This is a genomic window from Acinetobacter sp. RW6 (genome assembly GCF_041956835.1).
Classification (GTDB): Bacteria; Pseudomonadota; Gammaproteobacteria; order Pseudomonadales; family Moraxellaceae; genus Acinetobacter; species Acinetobacter calcoaceticus.
The window spans coordinates 47415-65041 of record NZ_CP167121.1; the positions used below are offsets into that span (position 1 = coordinate 47415).

20 protein-coding genes are annotated in these 17627 nt (G+C 39.8%); 4 read left to right on the top strand and 16 right to left on the bottom strand.

What is annotated here, in order from left to right:
* Position 1 precedes the first annotated feature (1 nt).
* Positions 2 to 418, top strand: coding sequence for an acyl-CoA thioesterase (locus ACB088_RS00255; protein WP_004789061.1), 417 nt, complete (start codon positions 2 to 4; stop codon positions 416 to 418).
* 70 nt (positions 419 to 488) lie between these two features.
* On the opposite strand, the gene ACB088_RS00260 is transcribed toward ACB088_RS00255, so the two are convergent.
* From ACB088_RS00260 to ACB088_RS00270, 3 genes are all read right to left on the bottom strand, one after another.
* Entirely contained in the window at positions 489 to 995 is a 507-nt protein-coding gene (locus ACB088_RS00260) for an ester cyclase (protein ID WP_375038746.1), read from the bottom strand.
* Positions 996 to 1071: 76 nt separating this feature from the next.
* Positions 1072 to 1566, bottom strand: a complete 495-nt coding sequence (locus ACB088_RS00265; protein ID WP_127493948.1) for a DUF4442 domain-containing protein — start codon at positions 1564 to 1566, stop codon at positions 1072 to 1074.
* Positions 1567 to 1601: 35 nt separating this feature from the next.
* A complete protein-coding gene (locus ACB088_RS00270) occupies positions 1602 to 2090 on the bottom strand; it encodes a YajQ family cyclic di-GMP-binding protein (RefSeq protein WP_005036089.1) in 489 nt (162 codons plus the stop codon).
* Between the two features lie 91 nt (positions 2091 to 2181).
* Here ACB088_RS00270 and ACB088_RS00275 point away from each other — a divergent pair, with 91 nt between their 5' ends.
* Entirely contained in the window at positions 2182 to 2496 is a 315-nt protein-coding gene (locus tag ACB088_RS00275) for a rhodanese-like domain-containing protein (RefSeq protein WP_004638747.1), read from the top strand.
* A gap of 38 nt (positions 2497 to 2534) precedes the next feature.
* Here the strand turns inward: ACB088_RS00275 and mnmC are convergent, their stop codons facing one another.
* From mnmC to ACB088_RS00295, 4 genes are read right to left on the bottom strand one after another with little or no spacing between them, the layout of a single operon-like run.
* Positions 2535 to 4409 carry an FAD-dependent 5-carboxymethylaminomethyl-2-thiouridine(34) oxidoreductase MnmC gene (gene mnmC / locus ACB088_RS00280; protein WP_375037694.1) on the bottom strand — a complete coding sequence of 625 codons (1875 nt, stop codon included), beginning with the start codon at positions 4407 to 4409 and terminating at the stop codon, positions 2535 to 2537.
* A 23-nt stretch (positions 4410 to 4432) separates the two neighbouring features.
* On the bottom strand, positions 4433 to 4897 hold the full coding sequence (locus ACB088_RS00285) for a hypothetical protein (protein WP_045435604.1): 465 nt from the start codon (positions 4895 to 4897) through the stop codon (positions 4433 to 4435).
* A gap of 4 nt (positions 4898 to 4901) precedes the next feature.
* Complete coding sequence (locus tag ACB088_RS00290) at positions 4902 to 5204, bottom strand: YciI family protein (RefSeq protein ID WP_005309522.1); 303 nt, start codon at positions 5202 to 5204, stop codon at positions 4902 to 4904.
* Between the two features lie 34 nt (positions 5205 to 5238).
* A complete protein-coding gene (locus ACB088_RS00295; RefSeq protein ID WP_045435602.1) occupies positions 5239 to 5853 on the bottom strand; it encodes a septation protein IspZ in 615 nt (204 codons plus the stop codon).
* A gap of 44 nt (positions 5854 to 5897) precedes the next feature.
* Between ACB088_RS00295 and ACB088_RS00300 the strand changes: the two genes are divergently transcribed.
* Positions 5898 to 6749 (top strand): PHP domain-containing protein, encoded by an 852-nt coding sequence (locus ACB088_RS00300; protein ID WP_375037695.1) that lies wholly within the window; start codon positions 5898 to 5900, stop codon positions 6747 to 6749.
* Between the two features lie 4 nt (positions 6750 to 6753).
* On the opposite strand, the gene ACB088_RS00305 is transcribed toward ACB088_RS00300, so the two are convergent.
* Positions 6754 to 7665: a bestrophin family protein gene (locus tag ACB088_RS00305; RefSeq protein ID WP_005064169.1), complete on the bottom strand. Its 912-nt coding sequence runs from the start codon at positions 7663 to 7665 to the stop codon at positions 6754 to 6756.
* 61 nt (positions 7666 to 7726) lie between these two features.
* Positions 7727 to 8446 (bottom strand): DNA repair protein RadC, encoded by a 720-nt coding sequence (gene radC / locus ACB088_RS00310; RefSeq protein WP_198496866.1) that lies wholly within the window; start codon positions 8444 to 8446, stop codon positions 7727 to 7729.
* A 99-nt stretch (positions 8447 to 8545) separates the two neighbouring features.
* Here radC and coaBC point away from each other — a divergent pair, with 99 nt between their 5' ends.
* Positions 8546 to 9799, top strand: a complete 1254-nt coding sequence (gene coaBC / locus ACB088_RS00315) for a bifunctional phosphopantothenoylcysteine decarboxylase/phosphopantothenate--cysteine ligase CoaBC (RefSeq protein WP_375037696.1) — start codon at positions 8546 to 8548, stop codon at positions 9797 to 9799.
* Positions 9800 to 9862: 63 nt separating this feature from the next.
* On the opposite strand, the gene secF is transcribed toward coaBC, so the two are convergent.
* From secF to queA, 7 genes are all read right to left on the bottom strand, one after another.
* Positions 9863 to 10828 (bottom strand): protein translocase subunit SecF, encoded by a 966-nt coding sequence (gene secF / locus ACB088_RS00320; RefSeq protein ID WP_017392409.1) that lies wholly within the window; start codon positions 10826 to 10828, stop codon positions 9863 to 9865.
* Positions 10829 to 10836: 8 nt separating this feature from the next.
* A complete protein-coding gene (secD, locus tag ACB088_RS00325) occupies positions 10837 to 12738 on the bottom strand; it encodes a protein translocase subunit SecD (protein WP_133747699.1) in 1902 nt (633 codons plus the stop codon).
* Positions 12739 to 12789: 51 nt separating this feature from the next.
* Entirely contained in the window at positions 12790 to 13119 is a 330-nt protein-coding gene (yajC, locus tag ACB088_RS00330; RefSeq protein WP_003655131.1) for a preprotein translocase subunit YajC, read from the bottom strand.
* A gap of 97 nt (positions 13120 to 13216) precedes the next feature.
* Positions 13217 to 14350 carry a tRNA guanosine(34) transglycosylase Tgt gene (gene tgt, locus ACB088_RS00335; protein ID WP_004638765.1) on the bottom strand — a complete coding sequence of 378 codons (1134 nt, stop codon included), beginning with the start codon at positions 14348 to 14350 and terminating at the stop codon, positions 13217 to 13219.
* 153 nt (positions 14351 to 14503) lie between these two features.
* Entirely contained in the window at positions 14504 to 15073 is a 570-nt protein-coding gene (locus tag ACB088_RS00340; protein ID WP_375037697.1) for a LemA family protein, read from the bottom strand.
* Between the two features lie 86 nt (positions 15074 to 15159).
* A complete protein-coding gene (locus ACB088_RS00345; RefSeq protein ID WP_375037698.1) occupies positions 15160 to 16188 on the bottom strand; it encodes a hypothetical protein in 1029 nt (342 codons plus the stop codon).
* 234 nt (positions 16189 to 16422) lie between these two features.
* Complete coding sequence (gene queA, locus ACB088_RS00350; protein WP_080027784.1) at positions 16423 to 17460, bottom strand: tRNA preQ1(34) S-adenosylmethionine ribosyltransferase-isomerase QueA; 1038 nt, start codon at positions 17458 to 17460, stop codon at positions 16423 to 16425.
* Positions 17461 to 17627: the final 167 nt, after the last annotated feature.

Sequence of the window (17627 nt, forward strand, 5' to 3'; positions counted from 1 at the left end):
GGTGTCAGAAGCTTATACCAAACCAGAAGGAATTTTATCCTTACAAACGATTGCCATGCCAGCCGATACAAACTGGAGTGGTGATGTATTTGGTGGATGGATTGTGTCACAAATGGACTTGGCTGGAGCAATTCACGCAGAACGTTTCAGTCGTGGCCGTTGTGCTACGATTTCCATTAATCAAATGACCTTTTTGGTTCCAGTAAAAGTTGGCTTTGTCATTAGCTGCTATACCAAAATCTTAAAAGTTGGAAATACTTCTATTCAGATGCAAATTGAAGTTTGGGATAGTCATGATGACTCTCGTGAACCAATACGCATTACCGAAGGAGTCTTTACCTTTGTGGCAGTTGATGTAAAAGGTAATAAGCGTCAGATTCCTGAAGAAGCGAGACAAAAGTTTTTAGATACTCAATAAAACGTATAAAGCCTGAATATCAGTATTCAGGCTTTAATCTTTATTCAAAAGAAAAACTAGTTTTTAGAAATTAAAACATCGTATTTGTATTCTTACTTTGCTCTGGAATATTTTGTATCACATCCCAATGCTCTACGATTTTTCCATTTTCGACACGAAATATATCAATAATCGCTCTTCCTCGATCTTTTTCATTTTCGGTCGAATGGACATGTAAAACGACAAGATTACCTTCAGCAATCGCACGTTTAATCTCATTTTTAGCTTGTGGATTTTTTTGGAATTTTTCAGTGAAGAAATTAACGAAAGGTGCTTTCCCATCTGGCACATTAGGATTGTGCTGAATGTATTGTTGACCAATATAACGGTCTGCATATTCTTTGACTTTGTGTTTTAAAAAGACACCTTCATAAAAGTCGATCACTATTTTTTTATTTTGAGCACTTACTTTATCTAGAGCTTCAGATTTGGTCGAAGTTATTTTACTGGTTTTAAGATTAGGTTCAGTCGCATGAGTCGTTATTGTTGTAAATATTAAGCTGGTAAATAAGGAGGAAATAATAAGAGTTTTTTTCATTTTTGACCTCAAGATACAAAAAATAATTTTTATATCTTGAGGTAAATAAAAATCTAACAGTATTTTAGATTCGTTATTATTTCTTACGTTTAGGTAACCATGCCCACAGCATTTGGCAATGGATTGGTTCATTGCCTGCATCATCAATCACAGTAACTGGAATTACAAGTTCACCTTTCTCATTATCCGCAATAAACTTTTGCTGTTCAGCAGATAACGTTGCTGTGGCAGTCAAACCGCCTTCAACCACTTTTAAATAATCAACATGCAATGATTTGATTAATAAAATGCGGTTATCAGGAATGTGTAAACCTGTTAGGAAACCAGTCGCAGTTTCTGCTAAAAGAGCCATAGCAGCCGCATGGACTCCTTTAATATGATTCTGCATATTTTTTTGGTTTTCTAAACGGACAGTAACGTGGTTTGAGTCTACTTCCAGATAGCGAATATTTGCTGTACCCACCATTGGCACGATACGACCAAACGCCTTGCTCCAAAGTGTACTCCGAATACCTTTAGGGAATTTTGAAGTCGCTTTTACCAGTTTTGATAGACGATTGGATTGAGACATGGAATTACCTTAGCTTTAAATGTCACGACAAGAGATTAATCTTTAAAGTTATTAAACTGTAATGGCACACCAAATTGTTGTTCACGTAAAAAATTCATCACTTGTTGTAAAGTGTCGCGCTTTTTATCCGTTACACGAATTTTGTCGCCTTGGATAGAAGATTGCACTTTAACGCCACTTTCTTTAATGGCTTTATTAATTTTTTTTGCAGTATCTGAGTCAAGACCGTCTTTAAGTTTAATGACCTGTACAAAATTTTTACCTGAAGCAGCAGCTTTTTGCGGGTCTAGAGCTTGTATATCAATTTTACGTTTGTAAAAATGATTTTCTAACATGTTGTAAACTTGTTCACACTGGAAATCACTTTCAGTACTGATTTTAATTTCTTTATTTTTTTCGTTTATTTCGACTGAAACATCATGACCACGAAAGTCAAAACGTGTTGCAATCTCTTTTTGTGTGTTCTGTACAGCATGATTAACTTCAAAAATCTCTAATTCAGAGACAATATCGAAAGAAGGCATAGTTTAGACCTTTACAAAGGGAAAGAATATTTGAGATGCTAAGAGGGTTTTCTTCATTTGCCAAGTGTTGTTTACATCAAAGGAGTGCACAATGATCCGTAAACAAGAAATTACAACATTTGAATTCCCAGAAAATGCTGTTATCTGGGATGTCCGTGATACAAATGCTTATGCAGAAGGGCATGTTAAAGGTGCGGTAAATCGCCCGATTAATGATTTGAATGCTGATATTTTGAACCAGGTCTCTGCGGGTCAGCCGATTTATATTTTATGTGGTGGTGGTAGCAAAGCTCCTCGTGCAGCTGAGACACTAGAAGGATTCGATGCCTCGCGTGAATATGTCGTGCTGATGGGGGGGACACGTGCAGCTCGTGATGCCGGCTTGCCTCTAGAGCAGGGCGCATAAAAAAAAAGCACCTTCGGGTGCTTTTTTATGGAGTTGAACTATTGTGGTTTGAAATAAGGCTTTTTAGGTTTTACTTTTTTTTGGAATCGTTGCGGATTCAATTTTTGTAATAAGCGGTCTGGTACTGGACAAGCTTCTCCTAACATTTGGGCAACTAAGATTTCACTGCATAGCGGAGCAAATAAGAAGCCCTTAGAACCAAGACCAGCAAAAGTAGCAATTCGGCTATTCTCCTGCATTTTTCCAACGAGAGGAAAATAATCTAAGCTTTGTGCGCGGATAGATGCTCGACCTTGCCAAGTAGTCGGAGAAGGCAATTGTTGTGCATATTCAGGGAATACGCTGTGGATTAATTCAAAGTTATGCACATGGTCTTCTGGCACTACTTCTTGATCCTCACGATTTGGGTAGAAAGACGCACCTAAAATCATCTGTGAAGCATTAAGTTGCATACAGTAGCCGCCATAGCTATAAGCTTCCTGTAAAGGCAGGGGAGCAAAAGTATTGTCAACCAAGCTTACTTGCCCACGTATTGGTTTTAACTGCGGATAGCTTTCAAAAAAAGTCGCGCTTTGACGTGCACAGCATACGATCACATGGTCGCTTTCATCGATAGTTTTATTCTCGCTTATGATTTGTACTTTATTTTCACAAGATACAAGCTCTGTAATATTGAGAATTTTTAAATCGATCAAAGGATGTTGCAAAATTTCATCACGTAGTTGATGTGGTGAAACAGAACCCGCTTCGGTAAGTAAAACACTTGAATATGCAGTTTCAAGTGAGTTTGTTGAGTGGGTAATAACCTGAGCTGGATATTGATTTACAAGATCGAGAAGTTCATCAGCATTTTTTAAGGCGATTTGTTGTATTTGAAGTGGACGAAATGCTTGAAAATTTTTATAAAAATTCAAGGCATGTTGCCAACTTAAGGTCATGAGATGTTCATGACTTTGTTCAATTGGACATAGTTTTGGATTAAGTAGGGCTAAAGGGTTTCCAGAAGCGCCAGATAATGCCTCTGTTCGCTCATAGAGGGTGACTTGATGCCCACGTGCTGCAAATGCCCACGCTGTAGTTAAACCTGCTATACCGGCCCCAATAATCGCAATATGCTGTTGTCCCTTACCCAGTGAGTGAACTAGGTCTAATGGGGAGGACTCATCATCAGATTGAGGTGGGTTCCAGATTGCTTTGAGCATTTCCCTCTTATGCCGAAAACCACGTGGACGAGAAATATTAATTCCATGCGCTTTTAGCCCACATTTTAAAACACCAGCGACACTAAAAGAGGAAAATGTACTGCCATAGTCAGAAAGACGGACAATATGGTTTAAAACGTTTTGTTCCCACATGTCTGGATTGCAAGAGGGTGCAAAGCCATCTAAAAACCAAGCATTTACTGCTTTAGTTTTAGCCATGCTTGGGAAAATATCTTGTGCATCTCCTAGCCATAAGTCGATGCTAAAACGCTCTTCAGGGAAGCTTAAACGATGGCATCCAGCAATAGGTAGCGGATATTGTTCAATTAACTGGTCTGCAAGTGGTTTAAGCTCATCCCAGACATTCAAAGCACGAATAAGGTCGGCTTTACTCAATGGAAATTTTTCAACACTAATGGCGTGTAAATGGCTTTGATTATCAGGACGGACTTGTTGCCAAAGTTGCCAGAGTGCAAGAATGTTTAAACCCGTACCAAAACCGGTTTCTCCTACACTGAAATATTCAAAATCTTTTAGATTGGCTAAGCGTTCTGATAAGTCGTTACCATTTAGAAAAACATGCCGTGTTTCAAGTAGGCCATTATCTTTAGAGAAATAGACATCACCAAATTGTTTGGAAATGGGAACCTCGATACCATCGATTAATTCCCAGTCCAGTTCTGCTGTTTGTATACGGTTTGATACGTTCATTTAGTTTAATAGATCGCTTGGATTTACCACTGGCGTCGACGTTTTGTATGGATATAACTAGAGATAAAGAAACCCAGCAATACGCCACCCGCTAAGGTAACCGCGCCATATAAAAACATTTGCGCACTACGTTCGCTTTGTAAGACTTGAACCTGAACAGAGAGGCTATCATTTTTTAACTGTAACTCTTGGTTCTGGGCGAGTGCTTCAAGATTGGCATGTTCTAACTGTTTTAAACGAGATGCCTGATCTTGAACTAAAGCTTTGATTTTCGCATCTTGCTGTTGTTTATTCTTTGCAAGTTGCTCAGCCGTGAGTGGTTTTGTTGCGGTCGACGCCGTTGTAGCAGCTGTTGGAACTGGCTGATTCGCAGCCTGAGTTGAAGGCGCACTTGGAGGAGTCGTTGCTGGTGTGGCAGCAGGTTCAACTGCATTAGCAGTTGAACAGATCAAACACAAGCCGAGAAAGCTTTTGATTGCAGGGTGCATATGATTACCCTTTTGGAAATGCTTTATTAAACGGTTTTACATCAATATGAGCGTAAATGCCTTCTTTGAGAAATGGTTCTTCTTTTAACCATTCGTCTAATGCTTCGCGACTGTCGAATTCAACAATCATGGTGCTGCCATAAAAACCTGCTTGAGGATCATTCGGGTCTTTTGGCATAGCTCCCGCTGTAACAAGGCGGCCTTCATCATCAAGTTTTTGCAAACGTTCGATATGCTGAGGGCGTACTGCCAAGCGTTTTTCTAAAGTTCCTTCGTTATCGGTACAGCTTAGAACAAAAAAAGGCATGTAATCGTATCTCTGTAATCAATCAGGAATCATTTTAAGCTTCAGGTGACTTAAAATGTTTACGTAAAATAATGAACTGAATAATGATAAATGAAAACATGACAATCATGTCACCAAATGCAGTGAATTCACCCCAATATTTTCCGCCGTGAAATAAAAACGCGAAGAAGATATGTAAACAAGACATCACCACAAACATGACTGCCCAAGCAAAATTTAGATTTTTCCAACCTTTTTCACTTAACTCTAAAATAGGGTCAAATAGACGTCGTATGAGTGGCTTACGATCTTTACCAAACCAAGGTGAAACTAAGAATGCACCTGCAAAAACCAAATTCAAAATTGCAGCTTTCAGACGAATATAGAAATCATCACTTAACATGAGGGTGATGCCACCAAAAATGACAGTCATAAACAATACAAACCACTGTTGTTTATCTAGACGGAATTTTTGGAAAACAAATAGGGCACCATATACCACAAGCATTGAAATAATTAAGCCAGTAGTCGCTACAAGAATATTATTATTATCGGCACCACCAGCAGACCCGATCAGTTTAAGTAAAGGATGCTGTGTGTCGGTTGGATCAACTGTTTTATATAAATAGAAGAAAATAATTAATGGAACAAAGTCCAGAAGTGCTTTCATGTTAGAGTATCTGATCAGGTTTGGTGAATGGCATAGTATAAAAGATGCAAGGCATAGATTTACATACACATAGCAATATTTCTGATGGAACTTTGTCTCCGGAATTACTGGTGCAAGCTGCTATAGATGTGAATTTGCATACTTTGGCTTTAACTGACCACGATACAATGGATGGGTTGCAGCGAGCTAGAATTGCTGCACAAGGTCATGATTTAAAAATCATTTCTGGTACAGAGATTTCAAGTCAGTGGTCACGTCCAACAACGAAGAAGAGTTATGGCGTACATATTGTTGCTTTAAACATGCAAAATGAAGCGCCAATTTTAGAAGCATTAGAACAACAAAAAAGAGTACGAGCGCAAAGAGCTAAAGTAATTTGCGATTTATTAGAAAAATGTATTGGTTTTCAGATTTATGAAGATGTTCTTGCCAAAGTAGAAGATCAGGCAGATCGCATCACCAGAACACACATTGCTAAAACACTGGTCGAGAAAAAAGTTGTAACCCGTCCTCAACAAGCATTTGATCGTTTCTTAAAAGAAGGGAGACGTGCTTTTGTAAAGTTTGAAGGATTAGGGATAAAAGAAACAATTGACATGATTCACGAAAGTAAAGGGTTGGCAGTTTTAGCACATCCGACTCGTTATGATTTATCTGCAACTAACGTTCGATATTTAATTGAATTGTTCGCAACTTCAGGTGGAGATGCAATTGAGTTACCTCCACCGATGGAAACTTTATCTACTCGCCAGATGATTGATCGGATGATTGAGCAATATCAATTAGCTGTATCGATTGGCAGTGATTTTCATGGTGAAAATATGCCATGGATTAAGCTGGGAAATACACCTAAGCCAACGGCTAATCAGCAAGGTGTTTGGGAACGTTTTCTCTAAGCCATTACAACAAGTTATTATCTTGAGCTTGAATTGGTGGTGGGGTAGGTTTCCCCAAAGTTCCTAAAAGTTCAATTTCGATACTACGCACCATGGCATCTAAAGGTAAATCATTACTTTGAGTACCGAAAGGCTCTTCAATTTCCGAGCTGAGTGCATCAAGTCCTAAGAATGTATATGCCAAAATTCCCACCAGTAAAGGTGTTGCTAATCCAAGCAATGAACCAAGACTGAATGGCAACATAAAACAGAAAAAATAAACAGTGCGATTGAGCAAAACTGAATAGGCAAATGGAATAGGCGTATTGGCGATTCGGTCACAGCCTGTTTGCACAACGCTTAAATCTGCAACATTTTTATTCATCTGTGCATAGATGATGTCTGAGATTTCACCTTCTTTAAGCGCTTGCAATAATTCCCAGTGAATGAGGCTAAGTGTGTACTGAGGGGCATTATTTTGCTGATAGAGCTGGGTGAGTGCTTGCTGGCTCATACCGCTGGTTTGTATGAGCTCAGTTGGGTTAGCCGTCTGACGACGTAAACGATCACGTAACACGTTAGCAAAAACAATCACATGTTGAATCACACGTTCACGGCGGGCTTGAGTCAAAATTCGGCAGTCGCGGTCAAAATGGCGTGAAGTTGCAATTAAAACGCCCCATAATTTTCGGGCTTCCCACCAACGGTCATAACATGCAGTATTTTTAAATCCTAAGAAAATAGAAAGTACGACGCCAATAAGAGTAAAGCCAACCAAAGGAATCTCGGGAAAGCGATAAAGATTGATATATTCAACGCCCCCAATGATCGCCGAAATCAGCATAACGACCCCGAGAGAGGGTAAAATTTTGGGTAAAATTGTCCCTCGCCAAGAGAATAATACTTTGAAAATACTAGGCTGCTCACGAACAATCATTTTATTTTTAACGTCACTATTTTTGCTTTGATCTTCTAGGCTTAGTGCCCCTTTGTCAATATCATTGAACTGATATTATTGTTGGGTTGAGCAGTTGTTGTTCAGCAAATGAAAAGCTTCCTTCTGGTGAGATAATAAAATGATCCAAGAGGCGTATTTCGACAAGCTGACAGGCATGTTCCAGTTGCTGAGTTAAGGCAATATCTTCGGCAGAAGGCTGTGCTGAACCAAATGGATGATTGTGTGCAATGACCAGTTGGCAAGCATGTTGCTGTAGAGCGTAGCGTAAGGTTTGATTGACTGAAACCGCACAATGTTGAACTGACCCAAAAAATAGCTTTTTAAAATGGAGCTTTCTTAATTCTGGATCTAGACACAGCACTGCAAAGACTTCTTGTTTCTCGCCTTTTAATTCGTAGCGCAAATAATCCAAAACTAAATCAGAAGTGTGAAGGCTGAGATTATTTTTCTGAAAGTGATGATCGAGATAACGCCGTCCGAGTTCTTTGACTGCTAGTAATTGTGAATATTTCGTTGCTCCAATTCCATTAAATTGAGTTAATTCACTTAACGATGAATCAAATACTGCATTTAGGCTACCAAAGTGCTGAATGAGTAAACGTGATAGTTCGACTGCTGAATGTTGTCGTGAACCTGATCGAAGAAAAATCGCCAGTAGCTCTGCATCAGAGAGACTTTGAGGACCTTGTTGTAATAACCGTTCTCTTGGCCGTTCTTGTTCGGGCCAATTTTTAATAGAAGTATTCATATTCCCCAGCATAATTCGCTTAAAATTTTATTTTGTTTGCCCAATCAATCTTGGGTCTGCGCGTATTTAATGCTATTGTGAGCGCCACTGCAACAGTAAGGTATCCTGTTCGTGAGCTTTGATCTAAGTGTTATTCCTCATAAAAACATTGTTTTAGCTGTTACTGGCGGAATTGCTGCCTATAAAAGTGCCATTTTAGTCCGTCGGCTTAAAGATTATGGCTTTGACGTGCGTGTAGTCATGACACATGGTGCTCAGGCATTTATTACCCCACTAACGTTTCAGGCTCTTTCCGGTAATCCTGTCCATACTGAACTTTTAGACCCTGCGGCTGAAGCTGGGATGGGACATATTGAATTAGCGCGTTGGGCTGATTTATTACTGGTTGCGCCTGCAAGTTGCGATACTTTGGCAAAATTTGCGCATGGTTTGGCAGATGACTTGCTCAGTACAGTGTTTTTGGCAACAAAATCTCCTGTCTGGGTTGCACCTGCCATGAACCAGCAAATGTGGGCGGCCAAAGCTACACAACGAAATTTACAAACCTTGGTCGAAGATGGCGTGCATGTGATCATGCCGGATGCGGGTGAGCAAGCGTGTGGTGATGTCGGTTTAGGCCGTATGCCAGAGCCAGAAGAAATCGCAAGACAAGTCGCTGGCTATTTCCATCAGGCTCAACGTGCAATCGCTGAAAAATTTGGGTTGTTGGCTGGAAAGCGAGTGGTTATTACCGCTGGGCCAACGCGTGAAGCGATTGACCCTGTTCGTTATATCTCGAACCACAGTACTGGTAAAATGGGCTTTGCTTTAGCTGCTACCTGTTACGCTGCTGGTGCACAAGTGACGCTAATTGCTGGACCTGTAAGTTTAGATACACCAAATGGTGTAAAAAGAGTAAATGTTGCCTCAGCACGACAAATGCTAGATATCAGTATGGACTCGTTAGAGACAGGCTGTGATATCTTCATTGCAACTGCCGCAGTCGCAGACTATCGCGTAGCAGAAGTTGCCGAGCATAAAATTAAGAAGGCAGGGGATGAGTTGAATGTTTCCCTTGTGAAAAATCCAGATATTGTGGCAACCATTGCGGGTCAGGAAAAACGTCCATTTATGGTGGGCTTTGCTGCTGAAACACAAAATGTAGAAGAATATGCGGCAGGAAAACTAGTCGCTAAAAAACTAGATATGATTGCATGCAACGATGTATCACGTGCAGATATTGGTTTTGCTTCTGATGAAAATGCCATGACGGTTTTCTTTGCTGAAAACTATCACATGAAAAAGCGTGAGTTAGAGAAAGCATCTAAACAAGAAATTTCGCAACAGTTGGTTGAAGCAATTTCGGATGCATTACGCCGTAAATAATATTTTTTATATAAAAAAACCGCGAATTAATCGCGGTTTTTTTATATGTCTTAATTAGACAACTTAAGGAATTTCATCCTCAAATTCAGGTTTAACCTGAACGATGAAGTCCTGACGGTTAAGACCACGCCATAAGGCAAAAGCTGTACCGATATAAATTGAAGAGTAAGTACCTACAAAGACACCAACAAACATTGCAACAGCGAACCAGTGTAGACCATCACCACCTAAGAACATCATTGCTAGAACGACAAGCAATAAGGTCATTGATGTATGAATGGTACGACGTAAAGTTTCGGTTAAAGCAATATCGATGATTTCACGAGGAGTCGCTCCGCGAATTTTACGGAAATTTTCACGGATACGGTCTGATACTACAATGTTATCGTTAAGCGAGAAGCCAATAACAGCAAGTACCGCAGCTAAAACTGTAAGGTCAAATGGCCACTGGAATAATGCAAAAGCACCAATAATAATGATGATGTCGTGGAATAAAGACATCACGGCACCCATCGCGAGTTTGAATTCGAAACGGATGGTCACGTAAATCAACATTAAGATAAGTGCAAGTGCAACCGCACCAGCAGAGCGAACATAAAGCTCGTTACCAACTTGACCACCTACAGAGTCCACCTTATGAACTTCTGCGGCATTGTTTGGCAACTGTACAGCCTTAGTAATCGCGTTATTAAGGTCTTCAACCTTAACTTCTTGTACAGGCATGCGCACAAGTAAGTCTTTATTACTACCAAGTGTTTGTACTACAGCATCTTTAAAGCCAGCTTTGTCGAGTGCCTGAATAACTTCAGACTGATTTGCTGGTTGAGCATAGTTAAGCTCAGCTGAAACACCACCTGTAAAGTCCAAACCGAGGTTAAGACCTTTAGTTACAATAAAGAAAATACTCGCTAACGTAATAAGGATCGAGAAGATTGCCGCAGGTTTGGCAATCTTCATGAACGGGATGATTTTTGCATCATCCGGACGTCCATATTGTTTTGAATCTTGTTGAGTCACTTTAGTCATCATCGATCTCCTTAAATGCTCAACTTTTTCAAATTACGGCGTTTACCATAAATGAGTTGTACAATTGCGCGAGTTACTGTGATTGCAGTAAACATCGAACATACGATACCAATCATTAATGTTACGGCGAAACCTTTGATCGGGCCTGTACCAATTGCAAACAGAATGAATGCAACGAGGAACGTCGTTAAGTTCGAGTCAAAAATGGTGTTGTAGGCTCGATCATAACCGGCCACAATGGCCTGTTTGGGCGATGCACCCCAGAGCATTTCTTCTCGAATACGCTCACATATCAATACGTTCGCATCGACGGCCATACCAATGGTAATAACGATACCCGCAATACCTGGTAAGGTGAGGGAAGCCCCAATCCATGACATAACCGTTAAAATCATTGCCAAGTTAACAACGAGTGCAAAGTTAGCGATTAAACCGAATAGACGGAAGAAAACTACCATCCAGATTGCAACAAGCAAGAAGCCGATTTGAGTTGATAATACGCCCTTATCAATGTTTTCTTGACCAAGGCTGGGACCAACTACACGTTCTTCAACAAAATACATTGGCGCAGCCAAAGCACCTGCACGTAGCATTAATGCAAGTTCTGATGCTTCTTGAGGAGAACTTAAACCGGTAATACGGAAAGTTGAACCTAAAACGGCCTGAACTGTTGCAGCATTGATGACTACAGATTCAGTGTATGGAGTACGAACTTCTGTTTGTGCACCAGTTTTAGGATCTGTGACATAAGTAATTTTTTGCTTATTTTCGATGAACAATACCGCCATGCGTTTACCAACAGCATTACGAGTTGCATCGGACATAAGCTTACCGCCAGCACTGTCGAGAGTAATATTTACTTCGGCACCGCCAGAGTCTTGGCTAAAGCCAGAACTTGCATTTTGAACACGCTCACCCGTCAAAATACGGTTACGTTGCAACAAAAGTTGACGACCGCTATCTAAAGACTCATAAGCAAAAACTTCTGTGCCCGGAGGTAAAGGTTGACCATTATATTTACCTGTATATGGGTCAATATATTGATCATTTGCGTCAGAAACCAAACGGAATTCGAGGTTTGCAGTACGGCCTAAAACACGTTTCGCTTCAGCTGTATCTTGAACGCCCGGTAATTCAACGACAATACGGTTGCTACCCTGACTTTGTACCAATGCTTCTGCAACACCAAGTTCGTTAATACGATTACGTAATGTTGTTAAGTTTTGATTCACCGCATATGACTGAATTTCTTGGCGACGTACATCAGTATAAGAAAGCTTTAAAGTAGAACCTGTAGAGCTTGCTAATGCCTGTTGGGTATATTCATTCCCATTACGACGTAAAAAATCCATTGCTGCATCACGGTCAGCATTGTCAGCAAATTGAACAGTGATCACATTATTGGTTAATGCAAGACTATTGAATTTGATCTTGTTTTCACGGAACTGACGACGCAAATCGGTGGCAGAGGTTTCCATACGTTGGGCAACGGCTTTGTCCATATCTACTTCAAGCAAGAAGTGGACACCACCACGTAAGTCCAAACCAAGTTTCATTGGTTTTGCCCCAATCTTTTGCAACCATTCCGGTGTGGTTGGTGCAAGGTTTAGGGCGACAACATATTGATCACCTAAGTCACGGCGTAATACTTCTTTTGCTTTCAACTGCGCTTCAGAAGAGCTGACACGCAATAGGGCAGCATTATTTGTAAAAGTATTATCGTGACTTGCAATGTTTGCTGTTTTTAAAATTTGCTCTGCTTTTTGCACCACACTTTGATCAATTTGGGTGCCAGCTTTGGCACCGGAAATTTGAACGGCGGGCTCATCCGGATATAGACTAGGCAGTGCGTATAATGTACTGATTACCAGAACAACCAGAATCAGTAAATATTTCCATGCAGGGTAACGCATTCGCTTTCTTCTTAAATGAAAAAGTCGTGCTAAAGCACGACTGTTTTATGATTAAAGGTTATTTAGAGTGCCTTCAGGTAATACTGAAATTACGCTGGCACGCTGAATTTTTACTTCTACACCACGGCTAAGTTCAACAACTGCATAGTCACCTTCAATTTTGGTCACTTTGCCCATTAAACCACCAGCGAACACAACTTCACTACCTACACCTAAGCTCTCGATTAAAGAACGGTGCTCTTTAGCACGTTTTGCTTGAGGGCGCCAAATTAAGAAATAAAAGATTGCAACGAATACGACAATCATCAAGATGTTTGGCAAAATACCTGTAGTTGGGCCAGCTGCCGGTGCTGCATGTGCAGCAGAAATTAAAAAGCTCATTTTGATTTCCTAAAGTTAAAAATATGAGTCAGATACCTGACATAATCCTAATTCGTTTTGCAATTTACCTTGTCTTGAGGTTGAGCGCAAATCGGGCTTATTCATCAACCGGACATGGTGGAACTTCTAAACCACGACGGGCATAAAAGTCCTGAACAAATTCATCAAATGTGCCATTCTCTAATGCATCACGCATACCTTCAGTTAAACGTTGGTAATAACGTAAGTTATGAATGGTACCGAGCATAGACGCTAACATCTCTCCACATTTTTCAAGATGGAATAGATAAGCACGGGTAAAGTTCTTACAAGTGTAGCAATCGCAATGTGGATCGAGCGGGCTCTGGTCATGGCGATATTTACTATTACGAATACGTACCAGACCATCAGTGACAAAATAATGACCGTTTCGCGCATTACGGGTTGGCATTACACAGTCGAACATATCGACACCGCGGCGCACCGCTTCAACGATATCTTCCGGTTTACCAACGCCCATCAAGTAACGCGGTTTATCTTGTGGCATTTTGCTTGGTAGATAATCTAAAACTTTGATCATCTCATCTTTAGGTTCACCTACAGATAAGCCGCCAATCGCATAACCGTCAAAGCCAATTTCAAGAAGGCCATTTAAAGACTCATCACGTAAGTCTTCATACATACCGCCTTGAATAATGCCAAATAACGCATTCTTATTTTTGAGCTCATCATGATGATGGGTTTTACAACGTTTTGCCCAGCGTAAAGAAAGCTGCAATGATTTTTGTGCTTCTTCATGAGTTGCAGGATAAGGTGTACATTCATCAAAAATCATGACGATGTCAGAGTTCAAAACTTGCTGAATTTCCATAGAAATTTCAGGAGATAAAAATACTTTTGAACCATCAATCGGTGAGCGGAAAGTAACACCTTCCTCTTTGATTTTGCGCATTGCGCCAAGACTAAAAACCTGGAAACCGCCAGAGTCAGTCAAAATTGGCTTATCCCATTTAATAAAGTTATGTAGACCGCCGTGTTCTTTAATCACTTCGAGACCCGGACGCAAATATAAATGGAATGTATTTCCTAAAATAATTTGTGCCTGAATATCTTCGATATCACGCGGTAGCATACCTTTGACTGTGCCGTAAGTCCCCACTGGCATAAAAACAGGTGTTTCAACAACACCATGCTCTAAAGTTAAACGACCACGACGGGCGCGCCCCGACTGACCTAATTTTTCAAACTTCATCTAAAAATCCTGAACACGAGCAGAGGCGAAGAAACAGTTCGCTGCTAAAAAGAGAGCTATTTTCCTTGATTCTGCGATGTAGTTCTACTACTAAATGTAGCTGGCTATAAAATAGATAAAATTTCCGCTAGGTTACAGACTGTTTTTTTCCTATTAAAAATTAGGTTTATAGTCAAAATTTTCATTAACAAGATTATCCTTAAAAGGACGAATAGCTTTCTTGGATAAAGTTAATGTATTGATGAGATTGTTAGGGAATACTTCAATTTGGTTATTAAATAATTCGACATTACGGTTAAAAATGGTAATAGCCGCACCCACATTTTCGTTTTGTTCCTGAATGTCATCCATCATCTTGCTATAGAGTGAATCGGCTTTAAGCTCAGGGTAGTTTTCAACAACAACATTTAAGCTTCGAATCAGCTCTTGGCTCATTTTTTCAATTTGCTGTAGCTGGGAAATATCAGTGTTATTTACATTTAAATTAAGAATTTGCTGACGTAGTTCGGTGACTTTTTCTAATGTCGATTTTTCAAACTGAGTATATTGATTCAGTGTTGTCTCAAGCGCTTCTAAAGTTTTGACTTTTTGACGTTCGAAATTGGCAACCTCTGCCCAAGCACGTTTGGTCGCATTAAAATAACGTACGATGGTATTACGGATGTGAACGCCCCAGACGATCAGTACAACAAAAATCCCCAAGAAAATAAATAAACCAGTCATGGTCGGTCCTCTTATTGTTATTCCCTCAGTACACTTTTGGATATCTCATTTTTTTAATGAGTCGACAATGAAGTAATACGAGAGATTTATTTAATTAAGTTCAACATGAATTGCTGAAATTTTTCATATTGCGGCATGGTCATGGTACGCAAGTGCCCACGCAATGCTGAAACATCATGAATTTCATTTTGCTTACTGGTGGTCTGAAAAAGGTTTTGCTCACCCAGATAACACAAAATTTGTTCTTCGTGATGATAAATTAAATCACCTGTAAAGTGCTGAAAAAATTCATGTAATTTTAAAGTTAGACTTGGGCTGACTTCTTTGGCTAACTGATGTTGATTAACCCCAAAAATATTAAGTTCTTGGTTAATCAAAATATCACTACTTTGCCATTTACTGCTGTAGGGAGTAAAAAACCGAGAACGCTTATTGCTGACAGCAATACCTAGGGCAGGCATTTCAAATATAAAAGCGCCCCATAGGTCTTTATGAATTTTTTTTATAATTTTTTTATCGCTACTTTGATCTTGAATAATTGGTATTTCATTAACGTAATGATATTGAAACAGCAAGACTTGATGATCTGTTACGCCATCGTTCCATGTGACAGAAGCATATTGGGTAATTTCGTTAGATTCAGTCCCTCGGTTAAACAGTGGGAAATACTGTTTTAATTTGCTCAGAACTAAAACTGGCTGCGCATGAATGGGAAGATAGGCTGGCAATTGCTGAAATTGTAAACCATAACGCAATATCACCATGCGCTGTTCTAGATAACGAATGACTTGTGTTAAGGGTTCTTGAGATTGATAGAGTAAATAAGCCAGAAACCCTGTTAAAAAGGCACCTAAAAAGCTCCAAATATATTGAATATGTGGATGAAGAAAATAACCGAAGCCTAATATTGTGATGCTGCAAATGGCGAGTAAGTAGGGGAGCACATTAAAAAAGCGAAGGTTGTGATCTTCACGCCACGGATGTAAAGCATCTAAAAGATCTTGGGCTGAATGAGATTTTTGTCCAGCATCCCAAAGTCGAGCGATATTGCGAAAAACCTGTGTATTTTTTTTACGCCTTATATGAAGAGCTTCTTGTACAGTATCGATTGGCATGGAAGTAATGAGTTCATTATCATAAAGAGCTATTTCTAGATTATCTTTTAAATTGAAAGAGATAAATACTTAATGTTTTTAAATTTGGAATTTATCATTTAAAAAATGATGCCTGAGTTTCATCGATAAATTTCTGCAACTCATCGAGCTAAATTCATGATTTTTTTATTGTAGATATCTGGGCTGGGTTAAACCTTTTAATTCACCAGTATGGTTTAACCCAACCTTAATTTTTTAAACTTCTAATTTATCAATCAACATCGCATCGCCATAACTAAAGAAACGATAGCGGCTTTTAACTGCATGTTCATAGGCAGCTAAAATGTTGTCGCGATTTGAAAGAGCTGACACCAACATGAGCAGGGTAGATTCTGGTAAATGGAAGTTGGTAATTAAACGGTCTACGATGCAGAACTGGTAGCCCGGATAGATAAAGATTTGCGTGTCGCCAGTCCAAGCCGCAATTTTACCGCTATGGGCTTGAGCTGCACTTTCCAAAGCACGTGTTGCAGTTGTACCTATGGCAATCACTTTATTTCCGCGTGCTTTAGTCGCCAAAATCAGATCAATTGTTTCTTGAGGTACATCACACCACTCACTGTGCATGATATGGTTGGTAATGTCATCAGTACGAACGGGCATAAATGTGCCAGCACCAACGTGAAGAGTCACAAAGGTTTTTTGAACATTTTTTTGTTCTAACTTTGCTAATAATTCTTCATCAAAATGTAAGCTTGCAGTAGGTGCGGCAACACTGGCAATTTTTTCAGGATTATGAAAAACCGTTTGATAACGTTCGGTGTCGATTTCTTCTGCTTCACGGTTAAAGTAAGGAGGAATAGGTAACTGACCATATTGCTCAAGTACAGGTAAGATTGGCTGTGAAAACTCAACCACAAATAAATTTTCGTGACGACCACGGACAATCACGGGAATATTATCTGCACCAACAAAAAGCTCAGCACCCGCTTTAGGCGAGTTGCTCGATTTGATGTGACAATATGCTGTGGTGTGGTTCAGCATACGCTCAACCAAAATCTCAATAGCACCGCCTGTAGAGCGTTTTCCTTTTAGTCGTGCTTTCATGACTTTGGTGTCATTGAGCACTAGCAGATCACCTTCTTCGAACAGATCGATAATGTCTGTGAACATGTGATCGTGATATTGACCCTTTGAGTCTAAGTGCAACAACCGTGATGCACTACGTGATTCAAGAGGATAACGGGCAATAAGTTCATCAGGTAATTCAAAGGAAAAGTCAGACAGTTGCATATTTGAGAAAACACCGCAAAAATTGGGCCTAGTATAAACTTTTTCGCTTTTTTATGGCTGTGCTTCTGGCTTAAATCATGAAAAATGTTTAAGTGATCTAAAAGTGAACGATAATATTCACTTAGGGTTTGACAAGTTTTACAAACGCGCTAATATACGCAACACAA